The 21707-nt window shown below is 36.6% G+C and carries 26 protein-coding genes; 16 read left to right on the plus strand and 10 right to left on the minus strand.

Annotated elements, in window-relative coordinates:
- Nucleotides 1–28 precede the first annotated feature (28 nt).
- From ACHABW_RS09325 to ACHABW_RS09355, 7 genes are all read left to right on the plus strand, one after another.
- Nucleotides 29–790: a GvpL/GvpF family gas vesicle protein gene (locus tag ACHABW_RS09325; RefSeq protein ID WP_435755050.1), complete on the plus strand. Its 762-nt coding sequence runs from the start codon at nt 29–31 to the stop codon at nt 788–790.
- Nucleotides 787–1044, plus strand: a complete 258-nt coding sequence (locus ACHABW_RS09330; protein WP_110939074.1) for a gas vesicle protein GvpG — start codon at nt 787–789, stop codon at nt 1042–1044. The genes ACHABW_RS09325 and ACHABW_RS09330 overlap by 4 nt, the downstream gene beginning before the upstream one ends.
- 43 nt (nt 1045–1087) lie before the next feature.
- Entirely contained in the window at nt 1088–1939 is an 852-nt protein-coding gene (locus ACHABW_RS09335; protein WP_435755051.1) for a GvpL/GvpF family gas vesicle protein, read from the plus strand.
- Nucleotides 1940–1971: 32 nt separating this feature from the next.
- Nucleotides 1972–2244: a gas vesicle protein gene (locus tag ACHABW_RS09340; protein ID WP_435755052.1), complete on the plus strand. Its 273-nt coding sequence runs from the start codon at nt 1972–1974 to the stop codon at nt 2242–2244.
- A complete protein-coding gene (locus ACHABW_RS09345) occupies nt 2213–2530 on the plus strand; it encodes a gas vesicle protein K (RefSeq protein WP_435755053.1) in 318 nt (105 codons plus the stop codon). Before ACHABW_RS09340 ends, ACHABW_RS09345 begins: the two co-directional genes overlap by 32 nt.
- A gap of 46 nt (nt 2531–2576) precedes the next feature.
- Entirely contained in the window at nt 2577–2906 is a 330-nt protein-coding gene (locus ACHABW_RS09350) for a gas vesicle protein (RefSeq protein ID WP_435755054.1), read from the plus strand.
- Between the two features lie 70 nt (nt 2907–2976).
- Nucleotides 2977–3150 (plus strand): hypothetical protein, encoded by a 174-nt coding sequence (locus tag ACHABW_RS09355; protein WP_435755055.1) that lies wholly within the window; start codon nt 2977–2979, stop codon nt 3148–3150.
- 173 nt (nt 3151–3323) lie between these two features.
- Here the strand turns inward: ACHABW_RS09355 and ACHABW_RS09360 are convergent, their stop codons facing one another.
- A complete protein-coding gene (locus ACHABW_RS09360) occupies nt 3324–4106 on the minus strand; it encodes a class D sortase (protein ID WP_435755056.1) in 783 nt (260 codons plus the stop codon).
- A gap of 1 nt (nt 4107) precedes the next feature.
- Nucleotides 4108–5133 (minus strand): processed acidic surface protein, encoded by a 1026-nt coding sequence (locus ACHABW_RS09365; protein WP_435755057.1) that lies wholly within the window; start codon nt 5131–5133, stop codon nt 4108–4110.
- A 292-nt stretch (nt 5134–5425) separates the two neighbouring features.
- Here ACHABW_RS09365 and ACHABW_RS09370 point away from each other — a divergent pair, with 292 nt between their 5' ends.
- Complete coding sequence (locus tag ACHABW_RS09370) at nt 5426–5755, plus strand: four-helix bundle copper-binding protein (RefSeq protein WP_435755058.1); 330 nt, start codon at nt 5426–5428, stop codon at nt 5753–5755.
- Between the two features lie 80 nt (nt 5756–5835).
- Here ACHABW_RS09370 and ACHABW_RS09375 read toward each other — a convergent pair whose 3' ends face one another.
- Complete coding sequence (locus ACHABW_RS09375) at nt 5836–7014, minus strand: DNA glycosylase AlkZ-like family protein (RefSeq protein WP_435755059.1); 1179 nt, start codon at nt 7012–7014, stop codon at nt 5836–5838.
- Nucleotides 7015–7112: 98 nt separating this feature from the next.
- On the opposite strand from ACHABW_RS09375, the gene ACHABW_RS09380 reads away from it, so the two are divergent.
- From ACHABW_RS09380 to ACHABW_RS09395, 4 genes are all read left to right on the plus strand, one after another.
- Nucleotides 7113–7511, plus strand: coding sequence for a VOC family protein (locus tag ACHABW_RS09380; RefSeq protein WP_435755060.1), 399 nt, complete (start codon nt 7113–7115; stop codon nt 7509–7511).
- Nucleotides 7512–7799: 288 nt separating this feature from the next.
- Nucleotides 7800–8792, plus strand: a complete 993-nt coding sequence (locus ACHABW_RS09385; RefSeq protein ID WP_435755061.1) for a glycosyltransferase family 2 protein — start codon at nt 7800–7802, stop codon at nt 8790–8792.
- The gene (locus ACHABW_RS09390; protein ID WP_435755062.1) at nt 8728–9114 is read left to right on the plus strand and encodes a GtrA family protein; all 387 of its coding nucleotides are present in this window, start codon (nt 8728–8730) and stop codon (nt 9112–9114) included. Before ACHABW_RS09385 ends, ACHABW_RS09390 begins: the two co-directional genes overlap by 65 nt.
- Nucleotides 9115–9126: 12 nt before the next feature.
- A complete protein-coding gene (locus ACHABW_RS09395) occupies nt 9127–11721 on the plus strand; it encodes a YfhO family protein (protein ID WP_435755063.1) in 2595 nt (864 codons plus the stop codon).
- A 192-nt stretch (nt 11722–11913) separates the two neighbouring features.
- Here ACHABW_RS09395 and ACHABW_RS09400 read toward each other — a convergent pair whose 3' ends face one another.
- Nucleotides 11914–12261 (minus strand): hypothetical protein, encoded by a 348-nt coding sequence (locus ACHABW_RS09400; protein WP_435755064.1) that lies wholly within the window; start codon nt 12259–12261, stop codon nt 11914–11916.
- A gap of 335 nt (nt 12262–12596) precedes the next feature.
- Here ACHABW_RS09400 and ACHABW_RS09405 point away from each other — a divergent pair, with 335 nt between their 5' ends.
- Nucleotides 12597–13325 carry a YqcI/YcgG family protein gene (locus ACHABW_RS09405; RefSeq protein WP_435755065.1) on the plus strand — a complete coding sequence of 243 codons (729 nt, stop codon included), beginning with the start codon at nt 12597–12599 and terminating at the stop codon, nt 13323–13325.
- Nucleotides 13326–13333: 8 nt separating this feature from the next.
- Here ACHABW_RS09405 and ACHABW_RS09410 read toward each other — a convergent pair whose 3' ends face one another.
- On the minus strand, nt 13334–14125 hold the full coding sequence (locus ACHABW_RS09410; protein ID WP_435755066.1) for an SDR family NAD(P)-dependent oxidoreductase: 792 nt from the start codon (nt 14123–14125) through the stop codon (nt 13334–13336).
- Nucleotides 14126–14389: 264 nt separating this feature from the next.
- Between ACHABW_RS09410 and ACHABW_RS09415 the strand changes: the two genes are divergently transcribed.
- The 3 genes from ACHABW_RS09415 to ACHABW_RS09425 are packed head-to-tail and all read left to right on the plus strand — an operon-like array spanning nt 14390 to nt 15531.
- On the plus strand, nt 14390–14659 hold the full coding sequence (locus ACHABW_RS09415) for a hypothetical protein (protein WP_435755067.1): 270 nt from the start codon (nt 14390–14392) through the stop codon (nt 14657–14659).
- Nucleotides 14610–14903 carry a helix-turn-helix domain-containing protein gene (locus ACHABW_RS09420; RefSeq protein WP_435755068.1) on the plus strand — a complete coding sequence of 98 codons (294 nt, stop codon included), beginning with the start codon at nt 14610–14612 and terminating at the stop codon, nt 14901–14903. Before ACHABW_RS09415 ends, ACHABW_RS09420 begins: the two co-directional genes overlap by 50 nt.
- Nucleotides 14872–15531 carry an ISL3 family transposase gene (locus ACHABW_RS09425; RefSeq protein WP_435755069.1) on the plus strand — a complete coding sequence of 220 codons (660 nt, stop codon included), beginning with the start codon at nt 14872–14874 and terminating at the stop codon, nt 15529–15531. Before ACHABW_RS09420 ends, ACHABW_RS09425 begins: the two co-directional genes overlap by 32 nt.
- A gap of 125 nt (nt 15532–15656) precedes the next feature.
- Here the strand turns inward: ACHABW_RS09425 and ACHABW_RS09430 are convergent, their stop codons facing one another.
- From ACHABW_RS09430 to dctP, 5 genes are all read right to left on the minus strand, one after another.
- A complete protein-coding gene (locus ACHABW_RS09430) occupies nt 15657–16079 on the minus strand; it encodes a MaoC family dehydratase (protein WP_435755070.1) in 423 nt (140 codons plus the stop codon).
- Entirely contained in the window at nt 16076–17617 is a 1542-nt protein-coding gene (locus ACHABW_RS09435; protein WP_435755071.1) for an acyl-CoA synthetase, read from the minus strand. The genes ACHABW_RS09430 and ACHABW_RS09435 overlap by 4 nt, the downstream gene beginning before the upstream one ends.
- A 31-nt stretch (nt 17618–17648) precedes the next feature.
- A complete protein-coding gene (locus ACHABW_RS09440) occupies nt 17649–18920 on the minus strand; it encodes a TRAP transporter large permease (RefSeq protein ID WP_435755072.1) in 1272 nt (423 codons plus the stop codon).
- A 17-nt stretch (nt 18921–18937) separates the two neighbouring features.
- A complete protein-coding gene (locus ACHABW_RS09445) occupies nt 18938–19423 on the minus strand; it encodes a TRAP transporter small permease (RefSeq protein WP_435755073.1) in 486 nt (161 codons plus the stop codon).
- Between the two features lie 138 nt (nt 19424–19561).
- On the minus strand, nt 19562–20617 hold the full coding sequence (gene dctP, locus ACHABW_RS09450; protein ID WP_435755074.1) for a TRAP transporter substrate-binding protein DctP: 1056 nt from the start codon (nt 20615–20617) through the stop codon (nt 19562–19564).
- Nucleotides 20618–21707: the final 1090 nt, after the last annotated feature.

A 21707-nucleotide genomic window follows, 5' to 3' on the forward strand; every position in this document is an offset into this window, starting at 1 on the left:
AAAACACAGGAGGAAGGAGAGAGTTGATATGAGTAAGGACACCGGAGTTTATTTATTTGCGGTAGTAAAGGCAGAAACTGCAGGCGATCTAGAATCTGTAACACTTGCGGGGGAGGAAAGAGAAATATTTTTTGTTCCCTATAAAAACCAAGTGATGGTAGTAGCCGAAGCACCTGTACAAATCTATGAACCAAATCGTGAAAATCTCAAAAGTCATCAGCAAGTAGTAGCTGAGTTGATGAAGCGAACAACCGTAATCCCAATGAGTTTTGGGAATGTATTAGAAACAGAGAAAGACGCACTTATACTATTAGAACGATTATATGAAAAATTCGAATCTATTTTCCCAAAAATAGAAAATAAAATCGAAGTTGGTTTAAAAATAATTGGTAAAAAAGAATGGATGACTGAGCAGGCTGGTCAGCAAGCGGACTTGGCCAAAATGAAACAATCTTTTCAAGGGAAGAAAGATGAAGCAACTCACTATGACAAAATTCGAATTGGCGAAGCGGCCCAAAAATTTGTAAAGGGAATCCACCTTGAATTCGAAGAAGAAGTATTTCAACCATTGGCTAAAATTGCGGATGCTGCAAAAAGTAATGAAGTAATCGGGGAAAGAATGTTGTTGAATGCATCTTTTCTCGTCGATCGTTCAAAGGAGGAAGAGTTTGATAAACAAGTCGATGAGTTTCATGATAAGTGGAAAGACCGTGCAGACTTTAAATATACAGGTCCATGGCCAGCCTATAATTTTATTGATGTGAAAATAAAAGCGGAAGATGCGTCATGATTCACAAACTGTTTACATGGCCAATCGACACAGTACGTTTTGTTGGTGAAAAAGTTCAAGAAGAAGTGGACAAACAATTATATGACGTTGATCATATCCAGCAAAAACTCGTACATTTAGAAATGATGTTGGAAATGGATGAAATATCAGAAGAGGTTTATGAGAAGCAACAAGTAGAACTTATGGGTAGGTACCGGATAGCAAAAGAGAAAGAACAAGCACAACTTAGGGAATCATTAGAGGATGGCCGATAACATTCTGACCAGGCATAAATGCATGTAAAAGGAGAGGATACAGTTGAATGAACTAGAAAACGAAGAACTGATATATGTCTATGCTTTTTTACCGGCACAAGAAGCATCATCGGAAAAGATTACTGGAATAAAGGGAATCGATCCTAACAACGAAGTGAAATTTTATACATGGACAGAACTGACAGCGGTCATCTGTAAGGTCCCTGCAACAGACTTTGCTGAGGAAAATTTCAAGCGAAATGTGGAAAATATAAAATGGTTGCAGCAGCGAGCATCTCATCATCATGAATTAATGAACACTCTCCACGATAAATTCACCATTTTACCCTTGAAGTTTGGAACGATTTATGAAAATGAGGAACGGCTAGAACAAATGATGTCGGAGTATTACGAACAAATGAAAACCATTCTTGAAGAGGTTCAAGATAAAGAAGAATGGAATCTTAAAATTTACTCGGATCCTCAAGTTTTTTCGAAAAAAGTTTTGGAAGAGAATCGTGAGATCGAAGCAAAAAAAAAGGAAATCTCCGGACTTTCCAAAGGGAAGCAGTTTTTTGCTCGTAAAAAGTTAGATCAGTTTATTGCTGATCAGATTAAGGCAGAGACAGAGAAAAAGTGCAAGGAAGTACATGATAAAATTCTTAAATTCAGCCAGAATGCGGAAGTCAAGAAGAACTGGGAGCAAAAAGTAACAGGCAGAGACGATGAAATGTCTTGGAATTGTGTGTATTTGATGGAGACAGGGGAAAATGTCGAAGCATTTACTCGTCTTGTGGAAGAATACCAAAAGTATTCAGTGGAAGAGAATGAAGGTTTACTCTTTGAAACTACTGGACCATGGCCTGCTTACCACTTCGCAAATTTCAAGAGTCTTACAAATAGTGTTAAAAGCTAACTTAAATATATGGCAAGTCGGGAGTGGAATAGATGCAAACTGAATCATTAAAAAATCAAGATGTTTCCTTGCTGGATATCCTTGATGCTGTGTTAGAGAAGGGTGTAGTATTGCGAGGAGACATTACCATTTCCATAGCTGATATTGACCTTGTTTATCTTGATTTGCGCATTCTGTTGTCTTCAGTTGAAACGTTAATGGAGGCTAGAAAGAAACCAGGTGTCATGGAAATGGAACAAAAAATAAAAGAGGCAGAAAGGGGAGTAGTCGGCCATGGAACCGAAACAGCCACTGTTAATAAGTAACAATAATGAAGAACATAAGCCAACAGGAAAAATTGCTTTGGACCCTGAAAAAGCAGAAGAAGGACTTGCTCAACTTGTTATGACGGTAATTGAACTTCTTCGTCAATTAGTAGAGCGACAGGCAATGCGCCGAGTCGAAGGGGGTACCCTAAGCGATGAAGAGGAAGAAAAATTAGGAGTAGCATTAATGAATCTTGAAGAAAAAATGGAAGAGTTGAAGGAAGTATTTGGTCTGGATGATGATGACCTTAACATAGATCTTGGACCACTAGGAAACTTGTTGTAAAAGACTAGGGTTTCACTAGAAAAACGGATGCAAAGGGGAGGAAAAAATGGATAATCAAGCTATTAAACAATCGACAGCATCAAACGGTCTCGTAGATATTCTCGAAACTGTATTAGATAAAGGTGTTGTCATTGCAGGAGATATACAAGTAAATATAGCAGATGTAGAATTGTTAACGATAAAAATTCGTTTAATGGTAGCTTCTGTTGATAAAGCAAAAGAAATCGGCATGGACTGGTGGGAAACGGATCCTCATTATTCATCAAAAGGACTTAGAATTCAGGAAATTCAAGAAGAAAATGAAGAACTTCACAACCGTATCAAGCAACTGGAAGAAAACTCGGCAAATCCGAATAATAATGAATCTTCGACATAGATTAAGAGATGCCGGTTACTTGCTTATAAAAAGAAGATCAGATAGCTTAAAGAAAAAGCAGGTGATTTGTTTGAATAAGAAAGATATTTTAAAAGATATGAAACAGCTGATCAATGATTTTGCCAATCAAGACCATACAACCGTAGGAAGAACAGAAGAAAAAAAGACGGAATCTGGTACTTCTTTAAAAACAGAATATGTTCTTAGAGGTAAAGTTGGTATCATTCAGAAAAAGCCAGAGTAATATTATCTTAAATATATATAATATACACAGTTAGCTATGCGATAACTGTGTATTTATTGGAGAGGGTGTCTCATAATGGCTAATAGCCTTATGAAGACATCCTCTTTTGAGAAACGATGTTTTCTTCCCAGTCAAGAAAGCGGAGGTAATAACTAGGTATTATTCAGTATCCCCTATTTATTATTAAAGACAACTTTATCTCCATTACTATAACTTTTCTCATCAATAAGATAAGCTTCGAGCACATAGCGTTCAGGAGCATTTCCAATGAATTGGAATGGATAGCAGGTTGTGACAGTTAATTTGGCTTTGCCGCTTGGAACAATCACTGTTCGATCATCAGCATCGACAATTCGAACATTAAAAACCCGGTAAGTATATTCTCCGCTTTTCGTTTTGACCACGAGGATGTCTTTCTCTCCGACTTCACCGAGCTTTCGGAAAACTGTATCACGGTGACCTGATAAAACAGAATTATCTTTATACCCCGGAAGGACACTATCAGCATAATGGCCAACGCCTTTTTCGAGTTCGTCTTCATCGGTCCCATGGTAAATTGGTAAACTCGCTGTAATCGCGGGGATTTCTAATACACCCATTAGTTCTCCAATTTCAGGTACCCAGTTCTCTTCCGTTAAAATAGGTTCAGAATCAGTGATACTCGATTCAACCTCTGATTCGGATAGATCTGATTCCAATAGTATTGGATTTTCTGATTCAGTTTTCGCCACCGGGATAAGTTTGTCTTCTTGCAGAGATCCAATTCGGGACCTGGGAGCCGCTGAAGCTTTGAGCTCTTGTGATTGCTGAATTTCAAAAATGAGCATAGCTTTGCCAAACTTAAATGCATTTGTAGTAGTAAACCACAATCCGCCTACTAGTAAACTAGTAGCTAATATCATTAGAAAGATTCGTTTCCACGATCGTTTTTTAACTAGACCTTGATAGTCTGACATATTAAAAGGCTCTTACTTTACGCAGCATTAGGGTACCACCAAGAGCTACGAGTATGCCAAATAACATATATGACGGATAAGGTGTAGCGGTATTAGGAAGTTTTCCACCATTTACCGTACGAAGGGTTTCAGATTTTTCTTTAGAGGCCTCTTCAGACTCTTTTTTATCAACGACTTCTTTGCTTATACCTTCCAAATCAACACTTACTTCATCAACCAGTTGACTATTGACCATCTCACCAGTAATAATGAAATCTGCTAGTTTGTTTCCGTCAAAATCATAGAGAACAATCAGTAGGTCATAGCCATCAAGTGATGTTAATGTAAATAAGTCAGAATAGGTTATTGGCTTCTGTTCACCGGCCTTTGTAAGGAAGTACTCCGCTTTAATTTCAAGAGCACTTAACATATCTTGACCAATACTGAACATTTCAGCTATTTGTTCCGCTGTTAATTCCGTTGCTGTCTCAAAATCCTCAAAGGCAAGAAGACGCTCATAGATCTTTTCAAGTTGATTGATCACATTAGGGTTTTTTTCGAAAACATAGTCTAAGTGGTCGGATAGTGCCCAAAGCTCACTTTCCGAAAGACCGAATTCTTCAAAAAATTCAGTAGGATCAAAGTCGTCTTCCCAATCTTCTTCCATCCAACCCTCTTCTTCATAGGTTAGATCATAGAGATAAATAGATAGGTCGTCGTAGAACTTAAAATCAGCCAGCGTTTTACCATTTTCTTGGAGAAGGGTTTCTAAAGTCTCCGGAGTAAGATCAAATTCATAATAAATGTAATCAAGGGAATCTTCATTGACTAAATCTCCAATAAAATCTTTTAGTTCTTTCATAGTTTCAAAATCATTTATACTAGTATCCCATTCTTCTGATAGATAGCTCTCTAACTCTTCTTTTGTCCACTCAATCTCTGTCAGATAAACCTCCAATTTATCATCAGAAATTTCAGCAAAACCGGCTGATGGAAATAAGGTTAATAGTAATGCAGCGATAGTAAATAAGACCATAACTTTCTTCATGTGTTCCTCCCATTATATGTATTTTATATGTTGATAAAAAGATTATATACGATATCTCGGAAATATTCTATTAATTTTTTGTATATTTTCAGGGATTATTCTAGTTCGTTTTAACAATGAAATAAATTTGTCCAGATACTCAGAAAATGCCGAAAATTATTTATTTTCATATGTAATACAACCATTGATAATAACCTAGAAACCAAACTTTCTAATCGTAGATAAAAAAAGGTTTAATAGTATAAAGTTCTGGGTATTGAGGATAGTAAGATTATATTAGGAGGGATACTTGATGTCGCATGAACAATACCAAACAGTTATTAAAACACTGCATGAGTGTATGGAAGCTTGTAATCACTGCTATGATGCTTGCTTAAAAGAGGATGATATTCAGATGATGTCTGATTGTATTCGCCTTGATAGAGAGTGCGCGGATATTTGCGGATATTTTGAACAAGCATTAGGAAGAGGGACTCCATTTGTCTCTGAATTAGCCGGGGTTTGTGCTCAAATTTGTGAAGCCTGCGGTAATGAATGCAAAAAGCATGACCATGATCATTGTCAGAAATGTGCTAAAGCATGTTTTGAATGTGCAGAAGAATGCAGAAAGCTAGCGGCATAAGACCATAAAAAACAAGAGCTAGAAGGCATTGGAAACGTTGCGTTTCACGTTTCCAATGCCTTCTTTATGTGTATGATGAATTAAAGTTCATATATATTTGTTACTTCTGCGCCTAGTCTTTCCCCAAAAGATCGTGAAGCAGTGCGTACATCGGCTCTTACCTGATTGTGACAAGATTCCTCGTAATGGATCGTCAATTGAAGCGTTTTCTCTTGACGATTTAATATTGGATCTGCTCTCCCAACTAATTTGTCTCCTACCAAGATAGGTAAGCTGTAAGGTCCATACTTTCTTTTTACAGCAGGGGTGTAGATTTCCCACCTGTACGTAAAATCAAATAAATCCTCTATTCTTTCTCTTCTCCATAAAAGGTTATCCAGTGGCGGAAGAAAAGAAACGTGTGAAGATAATGTCTGGCTTGTATTATTTTCTATCTTTAGAAGAGCCTCTTCATCGTTTGCTAAAATAAAATACGGTCTTTTTACCCCCTCGAAAGAAATAGGAAGGAGGGTATCATTCTCGACCAAAGACTCTATTTTTTCTCTGCGTACTGCCGCCTTCATTTTTTGCCAACCAAACCGAGGATCGGTACCTTCAATGAAGCGATAAGCACGCAGGTATTTATGTACTAAACGTTCGTTTAATACACGGATTGGTGTTTCTTGGGCTTCTTGCAAGTACGTTTCTGGAATCGAATCTTTAGTCAAAGCAAAAAAACGCTCTGCTCCTTTACGCCGAGAAACTTGAATCTCACCTGCGTGAAACAGCATCCCTAAAACGTGAGTTGTTTCCTTTGTAGTAGCCTTCTCGGGATGGTCCCATCCACCAACAACTTTGGAGGTGGACTTAAAAGCTTTTGAAGGTAGAGGGCCATTGTTGTGCAATTGGTTTAAGATGGTATCGATGGTCTCTTTAGAGTGATGTCGCTCATTCTGCCAGCTTTCTTGGAAATGCTGTCTTCGTGATTCGAAAAGTGGGTAGTCTTTCATTGGAATGATACAAGCAGCATTGGCAATATATTCGAAAGCTTGCTTATTTTCCAAATGACTTTCGAGTTCTTGAGGCTGATAATCAGATAATCGATTCATTAAAACAAGATGATGATTTCTTTCGACGATAGCAACAGGATCCAGCTGTATACATTCTAATTGATTGAACACTTGGTTAAAGTCATGAGTTGATTCCGCACTATTTAAGTAGAGTTTTTGAAGAAGGAATTGACGTGCCGTTCGCTTACTTACATGCAATCCTTTTTTCATATATGACTTCCTTTCTAAAAGATTCTCGACTTCGTAAAACTGATATACTGATTATAACTTTAATATACTTTATTTCGAAATTTAAAGGAGAGAATACCATGGATAAAACTCAAAAAATCAAGACGTTTCTCATGTTTTCGGGTCAAGCGGAGGAGGCAATGAATTTTTATACATCACTTTTCAATGACTCGGAAATAACGAGCATCACTCATTATCGCGCTGGTGAAGCGGGGGAAGAAGGGACGGTTTTACAGGCCACTTTTACATTGAATGGGCAAGAGTACATGTGTATCGACAGTAACGTGGAGCATGCATTTACTTTTACCCCTGCTATTTCTCTCTTTGTGACCTGTGAAACAGAAGCAGAAATTAACAAAACCTTTGAGAAGTTATCGCAGGATGGCGCCATTCTCATGCCCGTTAATGAGTATCCATTTAGCAAAAGGTATGGATGGGTGCAAGACAGGTTTGGCGTTTCGTGGCAACTAAGTTTATAAAACCATATTGGAGAAAGTAGCAACAAATCGACAAATTTAAGCGTATTGAAAAGTGGACCTTTCCTTTTCAGTACGTTTTTTTTACAGGTGAGAAGGTTCGAATCATGTTTTCTTAAGAGCGAATGACAAAGCGTTATTCAGAAGCTCCTAATTAAGAAGTAAAACGGATAGTTGAAGTAAAGATGAATGAGTACACTCATAAAAAAGAAAGAACATGCACAAACTAACCTTAAAATATGGTGATTAGGTTTCTTAAAGTTTGATCAACTATAAAAGTAGGTGAAAAAAGTGAAATCATCTCTTATTTCGATTATCATTCCCTCTTTTAATGAAGAAAGCAATATTGAAATGATTTACAAAGCGTTAAGTAAGGAATTTCATGACCTTGACTATGATTATGAAATTTTTTTCGTTAATGATGGAAGTACAGACTCTACATTAAATGAGATTAAGAAGATCGTGTTAACTAGTTCAAAAGTAAAGTACGTTTCATTTACGAGGAATTTCGGGAAAGAAGTAGCTATTTTAGCGGGTTTTCAACATGTCAAAGGGGAAGCTGTGATTGTGATGGACGCAGACCTTCAGCATCCCTGTATATTAATAAAAGATTTTATTACCGGTTTTGAAGAAGGATATCACCAAGTCATTGCCAAACGTAATCGAAAAGGAGATGGATGGATACGTTCTTGTTTTTCCTCTCTTTACTATTGTGTCGTTAATAAAATAGTCGATGTGGAATTGAAAGATGGTATTGGTGACTTCAGGTTGTTAAGCAGAAAAGCAGTGGATGCTCTATTAATGTTAAATGAAGGCAATCGTTTTTCAAAAGGCTTGTTTTCCTGGATTGGACTAGATCAAAAAGTCATTTATTATGACAACGTTGCTCGGCAAAACGGTAAGACGAAATGGTCGTTTCCAAAACTGTTGAATTACGGTATTGATGGAGTTATTTCTTTTAATAACAGACCACTTCGCATTTGTTTTTACACAGGAATTTTCACCTTAATATTGTCATTCATTTTTATTTTTACTGAGTTATCGCTTATTTTACGAAATGGGATCACTCAACCAGGTTACTTTACAACGATTTCTGCATTTCTTTTTTTCGGAGGCGTTCAATTATTTTGCCTAGGTGTCATTGGTGAGTATATCGGCAGAATTTACTATGAAACAAAGAAGAGACCGCATTATCTAATACAGGAGACAAATATTAACGATGGAAAAAGTGATGAAGCAAACCAACCGAGAATTTATAAGATTTATCGTGGTGGGAATCATTAACACGTTTCATTATTATGTGAGTTATTTACTTTTGCACGGCATTTTTGGAATCAATTATATGGTCGCGCATATCGCTGGTTTTTTAATCAGTTTCGTTATTTCATTCTACTTAAACTCCTTGTTTACATTTAAAGTGAAGCCGACATTGGTTAAATTTTTGCAGTTTCCCGTTACACAGCTCTTTAATATTACCGTCTCTTCTCTCTGTGTGTACATCTTTATCGAGCAGTTCCAGATGGAAAGTACAACGGCACCAATCTTGTCTATTTTCATAACAATTCCACTCACTTTTATCGTCACAGGAAAAATTTTAAAGAAGTAACGGAGAGTTAACATGGATAAAAAGCGGAAACTTATTGGACTTCTTGTCTCTTGTTTTGTTGTTGCTAGTCTGGCCCACTTATTTTTTTTAAGAGAGTGGACTCAGGAACATTACATGGTGGGGCCAAATGATGGGTTGCAGCAAATGGTAACATTTAAAAAACTGCTTTACGAACAATATACAAGCGGTAACTTTTTCTATTCCTATCAATTTGGATTAGGCGGAGGAACATACAGTCAATTAGCCTTTTACTTTTCGACTTCGGTTGTATTTATTATCACTACGGCTATCGTATTCCTTCTTGAATCCTTACATATGGTGGAGACACCTGATATTATCTTTTGGGCAAAGGCAACAGTTTTTATAAGTCTAGGCCGTTTAACAGGGATCCTATTTATAACAACACTTGTGTTTCACTATATGAAGAATAATTGGTTCGCTTCCTTTATAGGGGCATGTGCTTATGGATTAACGGTCATCTATTTTCGCCATGTAACCTATTGGGAGTTCTTTGCGGATGCAATGATTTGGGTCCCGTTGCTAGTTTTAGGCGTAGAAAAAATCATTCGTGAAGCGCGTCCAACTTGGTTCATTTTTGCTGTGGCACTAACGCTTTTCAATAATTTTTACTTCGCGTATGTAAACTTGATTTTTATTATTATTTATATCGTCTTTCGATGGGTTTTTGGAATGGGACAAAATGAAAAAAGCCGATGGGAATTATTTTTGTTTAGTGGTGTGATCGGGGCAGGGATTAGTGCAGTTGCCTTTGTACCGGCTGTATATAGTTATTTAAATAATTATAGGCCGCCCTATAGGTTTCCGATTGAAATGATCTACGTTTCAGATAACATATTGTTTGCCAGTTCGATTATCATCCTTCCCGCCATATTTTTAATATTTATTTTCACATACACTTTCTATAAAAATAAGACCTTTCGGGTGTTTGCTTTCTTAAGTATTGTGTTCACGCTGTTTCATTTCAGTCCACTTGTCGCAAGTGCTTTTAACGGGTTTTCTGCACCTCAGTATCGATGGGAGTATCTACTTTCTTTTGTAGTTGGCGGTGTGGTGGCTTCAGGTCTCCAGAACTTGAGCAAGGTAAGTATAAAGGTAATGATCATAGCTAGTGTGTTAATGATTACCACCTATCTCGTCTTTTATAATAGGGAAGATTCCTTGTTAATTTCTTCTTGGATAAGTATCGGGACGATTTCTTTAGTAAGTATAACAATGGCATTGGTCATTAGTTTCAGATGGATTGGAACTAAAAAGTGGACGTATTTATTGTATGTCATTGTTTTGGTAAATGCTTTAGTTGTGGCTAATGTATCTCAATATGTCATTTTTGAAGCTGGTGGAGTAAATAAAGTATCTAAAAGCCATTTGCTCAGTGACAAATATAACGGGAAAGAGCAACGAGAATTATTGCGGAAGCTTAAAAACAGAGAATCTGATTCTTTATCGCGAATAGATTGGAAGGTTGATTTATTAAATAATACGCCTATTGTGCAAGACTTCAATGGGATGAGTGTCTATTCAAGTATTATAAATAAAAATTTGCTCTTTTTTTATTTATACGATTTAAATATCGAGATGGGTCGGGAAAGTGTAAGCCGGTATGCAACACTTGGAAATCGGGCGAATTTATATAGCATGTTTCAAGGGAAGTACATGATTAAAAACAAGGATAATACGGCTAATATTCCATATGGATTCAAGGAAATACATAGGTCAGAAAACTATGTAGCCTATGAAAACAGCTATGTTTTACCATTCGCAACCACAAAAAAACAGGTTTACGCTATGCATGATATGGAACATGCCACGGTCCTTGAAAAAGAACATGCAATGCTAAAGGGGGTTATTGTCGAAAACGTTGATATCGATAATGCTGCCAAACTAGAAGAGATACCTAATCTAATTAAAGAGGCATCTGTTGAAACAGTGGACGCAACATTTAAAAACAATCAGCTATCTGTTAAAGAGAAAACGGGAGGGATTGATCTCGTCATTGATCCCCTTGATAGCGATACGAAGGATTACTATGTCAGTTTTCACCTCGAGAGTTTAGCTGAACGTCAAGGATTTGCCTTGAAAGTGAATGATTACAGAACGACACGTAAACACAATCAATCCATTTACAAAACCTATGTCGATGATTTAACCATTCGAGTGCCAAAAGCAGAGAGAGTTGCGATTCGTGTCCCAAAGGGAGAATACATCCTAACGGATCTTGAGTTATACCAAGAAAATTATCATTCCCTAGTAACAGCGCACCGAAATGCTTCTGCAACAGAGCTGGTGAATTGGGTTAGTAATAAACTGACGGTCACCTATGACAACGAGGGAAATGATCGTTATATGGTCTTACCGATTCCCTTTGAAAGAGGTTGGGAGCTCCACATAAACAACAAAAAGCAGGCTGTAGAAAAGGTGAACTTCACATTTTTAGGATTTCCGATTAAAGAGGGCATGAATCAAATCAAACTAGTGTATTATCCCCCGTTTTTCAAAATTTCTTTCGTGGTAACAATTCTTAGCGGGGGATTGGCTTTTATAGTGATAAGGGGTAAAAAAATCAAAGCTCCAGCTAAGTTAAAATAAAGTGCTTAAGATTATAAAAATCCATTACCCTCCGATCAAGGGTAATGGATTTTATTAGAAATTAATTACCTTTTCGCAAGTTCAATAACAGCCTTGACGGCCTCAATCGATTGAAATGAAAAAACACTTAGCGCTGAAAATGATAAAAAACCAACAACTATTATGCGAAATAACATCATGGATATCTCCCCTTTACGTGTATTTGATTTCTGCAAATAACGAAAGGGGAACGCGAATGTAATCAACTCCAAAGTAAACAGGGGTGAATAAAACTCTGTTTCTTCTAAAATACCAGTCTGGATACTCATGAATCGCTAAAACTAATTTAGTAGACAGCAAGGCCAAGGTCAAAGCTAATAAAACAGTAATAAATAATTTATCCAATTCAACAAGAAAGGAAGTATCGTGTATTATTTCATAAGATTGAATAGAATCGAAAATATTCGCGGGCTGAATTTCATCTAAACTGTATGTGTTATGAAGGAGGATCGCTGCAAGTGTTAAATGTATCAATGACACTATTAATTTAGGACTAGCCATGTAGCAACCCTCCAGTGAGTATCCTTGATTATATACTCATTAATACTATTTGCATATGGGCAAACACAAAAAGAAATGTTAAGTTTTTTGACCTCATGAATGGTTGTTTTGAAGAATGACCTTTCGCTTTCTGTGGATTATCCGCATGCCTTCTAGGAAACATCCTTTTTATATATGTTAGGATGAAAGAAAACAATTTGTTTTAACTCTGTGAAACACGCTTAAAAATGTAAAAAATATGGATAATAATCTGTTTAGTAACATGGAATAGAGGGAATAAATCTACTGAAATACAGTGAGATATATAAGTTTTTTATTCTTATAGGAGGTACATCATGCAAGCACGTCAATCGATGCTATTAACACAGGAAGACATAGATGGAAACCAAGAACATTCTAATTGGTTTCATAATGAATATGAAACATTTAGGCAAACTGTTATGAGAAAAGACTTCCCCTGTTACTTTGGGCAAACTGGGGAGAGAAAAGGGGAGCTTCGCTATTCCTACATTAGCCAGGACGACTGGTCAACACTTCCAGAAACGTTAAGTGACTTTTTAAATTTATTTAATAAACCTAAGCTGACTCGTCATGGACTATTTGTTTTTGTGGAACCTGAGAAGGAAGAAAAGAGCATTGACTACTATCGGGAATATTTTTGGGAAATCCTCCAATACCTTCATAGAAAAGATGGCTCTAAATGGCCAAGTGATCAACCGAAGGACCCAGAGCATTACCTTTGGGATTTTCATTTTAAGCAAGAGCCCATTTTTGTTTTTGGAAATGCACCGGCTTATAAACAAAGAAAAACGAGGGATCTCGGTAACAGTCTTGTACTCGGTTTTCAGCCTAGGCGAATATTCAAAGGGTTGGAAGGAACGGAGAAAGGTGGGGTAATGTCCAGAGAAAAGGTAAGAGAACGTGTAGAAGTTTGGGACAACCTACCCAAACATCCGGACATTAGCCATTACGGGGATCCATCGCATAACGAGTGGAAGCAATTTTTTATCGGTGATGATGCAGAACCGATAAAAGGTAAATGCCCCTTTCATGTGGAGAAGTAGTTTGAACGTTACCCTTGAAGTAAAGATTCACCACCATCAATATAGAGCTCTGTTCCAGTAATGTGGCTTGCTTTTTGAGAGGTTAGAAATTCAACTGCATCAGCAATTTGTGAAGGGTCAGCAGAACCTTTCATTAAGGGCTGATTGCCTCTTGGAAAGTGAGGCTGCATACTAATATTTTGGACTTCCGGAGATTTGCTCATGTTCTCGCTCATGTTCGTTGCTACCCCTCCAGGACAGACAGCGTTTACACGAATGCCATATTGACCTAACTCTAAAGCTGCCATTTTCATAAAAGTAGCTTGCGCTGCCTTTGCTGTGCTGTAGCAACTAAAGCCTGCTTGGGAATAAACTCGGTTTCCACTGATGGAACTAGTAATGACAATGCTGCCTCCTTGTTTTTTCAATAAAGGGATGGCATATTTAACGGTGGCAAAAGTGCCTGTAAGATCAATATCAATTGTTTTCTTCCAATCCTTGATGTCCATCGTTTCGATAGGAGCCATGACGCCTCCAATACCCGCATTGGCAAAAACGATATCAAGTCTTCCCCAGCTATTGTTTATTTCTTTCATTCCTTTCTCAATTTGAGATGGCACTGAAATGTCACACTCTAAGGTCATTAACTGATCTTCACTGGCAGATAAGTGTATATTTACTTCGTTCAACCTCGTTTTATTTTTATCCATAATGCAAACCTTTGCGCCCAACTCCGAGAATCTTTTGGCTGAAGCCAATCCCATTCCTGAGGCACCTCCTGTTATGAGTACAACTTTGTCGGTAAATTCATTAACAGTCATTAGTACAAGCTCCTTTTCCTTGAATATAATTTCTTGCTGTTGTCTCTATAATGACCTTATAAAAAGTGGGTTAACCTTACTGCTTGAAAAATAGCGTTAGTCATTGTTTCATCTAAACGAAAGGTGAAGTGATAAAGGCTCAATACTAAATGTTGTGGTGTCCCCTACCAGATCAGGAAATGAGGTATGAGCATAAAAAAAGCACCTGATCCTCTTCTTTGTTAAGCTTTAGTTACCACACAAAAGCCAAAGGAGAAAATTCAGATGCAACCTCATTTTATCACAAATTTATTAGGGATTAAAGATGCTCACGTTCATGTTTTCGACAGCGGAGAGGAAGAGAATGGCTTTTGGTTTGAGCTCTATACAACGGTACGTAAACAAACTGTCCAGCCTGTCAAACAAAAACATAACGGATTCATAGCTATAGAGAACAGAAAATTCATGGGGGGATCGGATATCTGGAAAGCGTGTCGACTTATATGTGAAGAAACGCCGATATCGTTGTTTAGCATGTCGTCACACATTCTTTGAGAAACTATCGTTTTTAAATCGGTATCAACGACAAACGGCGATGGTAGAACAGGAAGTATTGGGATTGTGTACAGAGATGAGCTTCCATAGTGTCGCTAGAATCAAAGGAATGAGTGCGAATCGCTGCATTCGTTTATTTGATCAGCGAGAAATCAGCGTAAGAAAAGTACTTCCTCGGGCAATTGCATTGGATGAATTCAAAGGTGACGCTGGTGGAGAGAGATTTCAAACGAAGATCGTTTGATGTAGAAAACCGTGAGATCATTGATATCTTGCCTAATCGACGCGTGGAAACCATTGAGAAGTATTTTCGTGGATGTGATTATGGGAGTGTGGAAATTGTCGTCATGGATTTATCCAAAGCATTCAAAGAGGCGATACGCCGTGCGTTGGGTGATGTCCTCATCATAGCCGATCGTTTTCACTATATGAGGCAAGTCTACTGGGCCTTCGATGAGGTTCGACGTCAAGTGCAACACGACCTGTGGAAAGAGAAGCGAATTCGGATGAAACGAAGTAAAGAGTTGCTTTGGAAATCACCGGAGAAGCTGAATGACAAAGGGAAACGGCGAGTGAAGGAAGTATTGGAAGGGCACGACGAATTGAGAAAAGCATATGAGCTTAAGAATGCGTTAGATCATTGGTTTAAGAACTCCAATTCTGAGACTGCCAAAGCAGGACTGCAGGCGTGGATTTCCCTTGTGAAAGACGCCGAGATACCTGCCTTTCAGAAGTCACAAAGACCTTTACCCGATGGAAACAAGAAAACCTTCAGTCTTTTATATATCCCTTTAATAATAGTTACATCGAAGGCGTTAGTAATGCGACAAAGGTGGCCACAATGCTGGGTGCCCCGAAGGAAAACTCTATGAGGAGAATTTGCACGTATGGTTTGATGAGGGGGCGGGGGCGAAAGCCCCCGGGAACAAAAGCTTATACTTCCAATATTTATAATGGCAAAGAGTTTAAATCGTTATTGTAAATTTTATCGGCTGAATCATTTATCTGGAGCTAGTACAATTGCTGTAGCTGATACAACTATTTCATTTAATTGATTTTTAAAGGTAAATTTCATTTTTATAAATTGATTCTTATCTATTTTTTCAATCACTTCTGCATAGGCAGTAACTGTATCACCAATTTTAACTGGTGCGTGAAAACGAGAGTTTAAATCTAATAAAATGGCACCTGGTCCCGGTAACTGCATGCCAATAATAGGTGCAATTAACCCTAATGTAATAGTTCCATGAGCAACTCTTTCACCAAATCTTCCTTTTTTCGAATATTCGGCATCCATATGGATAGGATTAAAGTCACCTGTTAAGCCCGCATACATAATGATTTCTGTTTCAGTAATTGTTTTACTAAATGTATCTTTGTCTCCGACATTAATTTCTTTATAACTCCTACCTTTTTTCATGCTAATCCTTCTTTCATTTCGTTTATATTTTGTATATACTGATCACGAATAATACGTTTTTGAATTTTACCAACTGGATCTTTGGGTAACTCATGCTTGATAGTAATTGTTTTTGGCACTTTGTAGCTTGCTAATCGTTCACCACAATAGTTAATTAAATCGTCGGCTGATACTTGTTTCTCTTTTACTACAATAGCAGCAACTAATTTTTCTCCCCATTTTTCATCTGGAATTCCAAAAACTGAACACTCTACAACTGTTTCATGAGTATATAAGACTTCTTCAATCTCCCGTGGAGAAATATTCTCTCCACCACTAATAATAATGTCCTTTTTCCTATCAATAAGATATAGATATTTATCCTCATCAAATTTTCCAATATCACCTGTATATAACCATCCATTTTTAAGTGTTTCATTTGTTGCATTTTCCTTATTCCAATAGCCCTTCATAACATTCGGTCCTTTTACAATTATTTCGCCTATTGAATGGGAAGGGAGGTTATTACCATCATCATCAACTACTCTTACTTCACAATGAAAGAATTCTTTGCCAACCGAAGCAAGACGCTTTGCCTTTTCACCTTCCGTAACAACATCTTCTTTTGGCAAGTAAGTAATTAATGGAGATGCTTCTGTTAATCCGTAAACAATAAATACTAGATTTTTTCCTAAAGTTTTGACAGCATTTTTCAATAATTCAACAGGGAGCGCCTGTCCTCCTACAGAAATACTCTTTAGGCTACTTTTACTATACTCTCCTTCTTTATATGCTTTAATTGTGCTTGTCAACATCGTAGGGACCATCGTAATATGGGAGATATCTTCTTCATTTACTAGTATCCAGAAATGGTGAGGGTCAAAATTATCAATGATCACATTTGTTCCTCCAATATAGAATTGAGAGACGACCATCGAACATTCCATAGTATGATAAAATGGCATGACGTGTAGACACACGTCAGAAGGGCTTAATCCGTAAGCTATGGTGTGGTTTATTGCTGCTGTAAGGAAGTTTTCGTGAGTCAACATGACTCCTTTAGGGCTTCCTGTTGTACCGCTAGTATAAAATATTGCAAATAAATCATCCTTAGAAATTACCTTTTTATCAGCTTCATTTGACTGTTTCCCTTCTAATAGTTTTTCATATTCATTCTTCAGAGAAAACGAATGTAAAACATTAAGATTGTCCTTTATAGAGTGAATAGTTTCCATATAGGTATCATCTATAAAAATAACTTTTGCTTTAGCATCATTAATAACAAATTCTAATTCCCTTCCTGTTAACCGAAAATTAATAGGAACGTAAACTATTCCAGATTTAGCACATGCAAAACAAATTTCTAATACTTCTGGCTTATTACGACTTAAAATAGCGACTTTGTCACCTTTTTGTAAACCAAGATCTTTGAATACATGTACTAGTTGGTTTACACGTTGGTTAAATTGCTTAAATGTTTGTTTTTTTCCTTCATATACTGTTGCTGCTCGATTCGGATGACGTCTGGCACAATTTTCTGCTAAACTTCCAATAACCATAATAATTTCCCCCTAAGTTTTTAATTACAATTTATCTTCCTACTAACCCTATACTCAATGCTGGTATAAATGTAATTAATAGTAAGTTAACTATCATCATAAGTAAAAATGGTAATATTGCACGAACCACTCCCTCATATTTAGTTTTTCCAACTTGTGATGCAACAAATAAACTAACACCTACTGGGGGAGTAATTAGCCCAATGGATAGGTTCACTGCCATAATAATTCCGAAATGAACGGGATCAACACCAATCTCTACCGCTACGGGTAACAATATGGGGGTGAGAATGATAATCGCCGCAATTGTTTCTAAAAACGTACCAACAATTAAGAGGAACAAATTAATTAATAAAATAATCAATATAGGAGATAAATCTAAAGTAACAAAAAGATTTGCAAATGACTGTGGGATCTGTTCTCTTGTAATCAGTAAACCAAATAATGAAGCGGTAGAAATAATAAATAAAATAACTGATGAAGTTATAGAAGACTCTACTAATATTGTCCTTATTACATCGAGGGTTAATCGACGGTATATGAAGAAACCTACAAAAAAACCATATACAACAGCAATAACAGAAGCCTCTGTTGGGGTGAAGATTCCTCCGTATATACCACCTAAAATGATGACAGGCATTAACAATGCAAGAAAAGCGTCCTTGGATGTGGCGGCAATACGCTTGAAACTAGTGCTTTCAATAGAGGCCCCATAACCCTCCTTTTTAGAAATAATAAATGCTACAAGCATTAATGAAAGCCCTATCAACAAGCCAGGCATAAGGCCAGCAATAAATAAATCACTTATAGAAGTACCTGCAGACACTCCGTACATCACAAGGGGGACACTTGGTGGAATGATCATGCCTGTTGTACCACCTGCCGCTTGAATTGCAGAAGAAAAGTTGCGGTTATATCCTTCTTTTACCATTGCAGTAATCATTACTGCTCCTACAGCAGCCGTTGTTGCAGCTCCCGAACCAGACAAGGCTGCGAAAATTACGCATGTCAAAATTGAAACATGTGCTAATCCTCCTTTTAACTGTCCAACAAGACTCTTTGCAAATTCAACAATTTTTTCTGATATACCACCGTGCTCCATTAGTTTTCCAGCCAATATAAAAAACGGTGCTGCCATTAGCGGAAAAGAGTCTAATGCTGCAAACATTCTTTGAGGTAGTGTTATTAACGGAACATCTCCACTAATCCAAAAAATACTAATAGTAGTTAATCCTAATGCAATGGCAATCGGAACATTTATAACGAAGAGTATAATCAGAATAACAAACATTAAAGTTACCAAATAATCCTCTCCCTTCTCTAGTTTTCAACGCCAGTTGGATTAACTCTAATAGTTTTTAACGTAATATCAATGATATTTATGGCCATTAAAATAGCACTGATGGGCATAATGTAATATATGAAACCAATTGGTATACGTAATGAAGCAGATTTTTGAATCATAGATCTATCTATAATATCTATCCCCTTAATTAACAATACAGATAAGAAAATTAAACAAGCAGTTGAAGCGGTAACTTGCATCCATTTTGCATAGCGGGGCTTAAATTTATTAATAAAATACTCAACGCTGATATGCGAACTATACTGAAAACCTACACTAGCACCTAAAAAGGTAATCCATATCATGAGATATCTTGCTAATTCCTCTGTCCATGCAAAAGATGAACTAAATAATACACGGGAAACAATTTGTAGAAAGACCAATAAAACCATTACAACAAATAAAGTACAGGTCAGGTTTTCAACTATTCGGTTGGTTTTTTTTACAACTCTTTCCCACATGAACGTTCACCACCTTTTAGTTATTTAAAATTACGGTAGAAATAATATTTGGATTTCCACCAATCATCTATTATAATTTACAAGATTAGGAATGTTGAAGAGAATTAGGACTTCTCCTAATTCTCCATCAGGCCCAACCTATTCCTCATTTTGTATTCTCTCTATATAGTCGTCAAATCTATTATTGTACTTATTGTATACAACTTCAGCAGCGTCTTGAAAAGCTTTTAAATCTATTTCTTCAGGTCTGATAATGTTCACACCAAATTCCTCCATTGTTGCTAGTTGTTCTTCTTCAAGACCCTGGTTAATTTCTCGTTGGATTGGTGTTACATCATTACCAGCCTTAACTAATGCCTCTTGATGATCGTTAGAAAGACCTTCAAATACATTTTGATTAATCATTAATACAGCAGAAGAGTAATATAATCCAGCCAAACTAATAGATTCTTGTATCTCATAAATATTTGTAGACTCTAGTGCACCAATGGTATTGTCTACGCCATTCACAATGCCTTGTTGAACGGAGGTATAAACTTCGGGCCACGCAATTGGAACTGGATCTGCGCCTAATGCTTCATACATATCTATATAGACTTCATTTTCCATAGTTCTCATTTTCAAGCCAACCATATCATCAGGAGAATTAATATCATGACTATCATTTGAAAAATGGCTATAACCTTTTTCAAAGAAAGAAAGTCCTTTAACATTTATTTCACTTAGCTCAGATAATAAATCTTGACCAATCTCACCATCCAATACGCTGTATGCATGATCTAAATCTCTATAAATAAAAGGCATTTCAATAACAGCAAAGTTCTCTATAAAGTTTCCCACTGGTCCACTGGTTGAAAGGACCATGTCTAAAGAACCTAAAGTTACCTGCTCAACCATTTCACGTTCTCCACCGATTTGGCCACCGGAATAGATCTCAATTTGAACTTGACCATTGGTTTCTTCATCTACAGCTTCTGCATACTCCAAAAGTCCAAGATGGTATGAGTGTGACTCAGGTGCAACGTGTCCAACCATTAACGTAATTACTTCGTCCGTATTCGTTGTATTACTAATTTGTTCTTCTTTATTGTCTGTATTACTGTTGCTCATTGTGTTCTCGTTATTAGAACATGCAGTCACTAATATTAGGATAAATACAATAAATAAAACAAATTGAATTATTTTAAAGATCATTCTAACACCCCTTTTATAATTATTTTAAAAAACTAATAAACTTGATGTTATAAATTGTTAGATAAAATGTAAGCGGTATCAAAACTGAACGAAAATACCCATAATTTATAGTCTAATAAGAAGCCACCACCTTCAAATATTCTATTTCCAAAATATTTTGAATTATATAACTTTAGTTTACATTCAAGTATTATATATTTAATACCTAAAATGAAAGGAAAAGGGAACCCGATTTTCCTCATATGTTAGGAAAATTGGGTGAGTTCATATTAGGAGCTTAATGAGTACTGTTTGAGCTACATGACAGTATGACGTTGATACCATTCATAAAAAGAAAGCTTCTCATCTCAAAAAAATGTACTGAAATATTTTTTGCAACGGTATAGGTGCTTGGTGCTTTCAAAAAATTCAATTTTCGTAACTAGAAAAACGTCATTCGCTTAATTGGTTGTAAAGCTAGTATCTGCTAAGGCATGTTCATTGACCAGAAAAATAGTTAGGAAAAAACATCCCATCATTGGCATAGTTGATGTGTCGAGAATCCACTAACCATCCAGAAGAGATGCTTCTTATTATAAGAGGGAATAAAGTGCAAGATGCAACTACTAATGAATTAACATCCACATTTAAATAATACAGTTGCTAAAACATCTAAAAAAGTTGGTATTACCGAGTCTTTTGGTTTTTCTTGTTTATATTTTTTCAAAAGATTTTTTGTTTGATCTTTGGAAACAAGAACTTGTTTAGAACGCATGAAAGGAAAAAAATCTAACGGTCCTTGCTAAGAAAGCTGTCTATCGTTTCTCATCAATCGACCTTTTAATGGAACGCTTTTTAACATTCACAGTGAAGACACGACAAAAAAGTATCGACACTCACCACCTACGCTAGTCCAAGCATATCCTTAGATTTTTCTTTATTGAGTTCCAACAAGACACAGATTAACTGAATGTCAACAAAGTCTGATTAGTGAAACTCTGGGTTACAAACGCCGTCTTAAGACTCTTAAAAAAGCATCGAAAAGAATCCAGGAATTGAAGCTTACCTATGTATGTGCTGATGTATACACAATTCATTAACCACTCATTAG

The organism is Salipaludibacillus sp. CF4.18, from assembly GCF_051262595.1.
In the GTDB taxonomy this organism is placed as follows: domain Bacteria; phylum Bacillota; class Bacilli; order Bacillales; family Salisediminibacteriaceae; genus Salipaludibacillus; species Salipaludibacillus neizhouensis.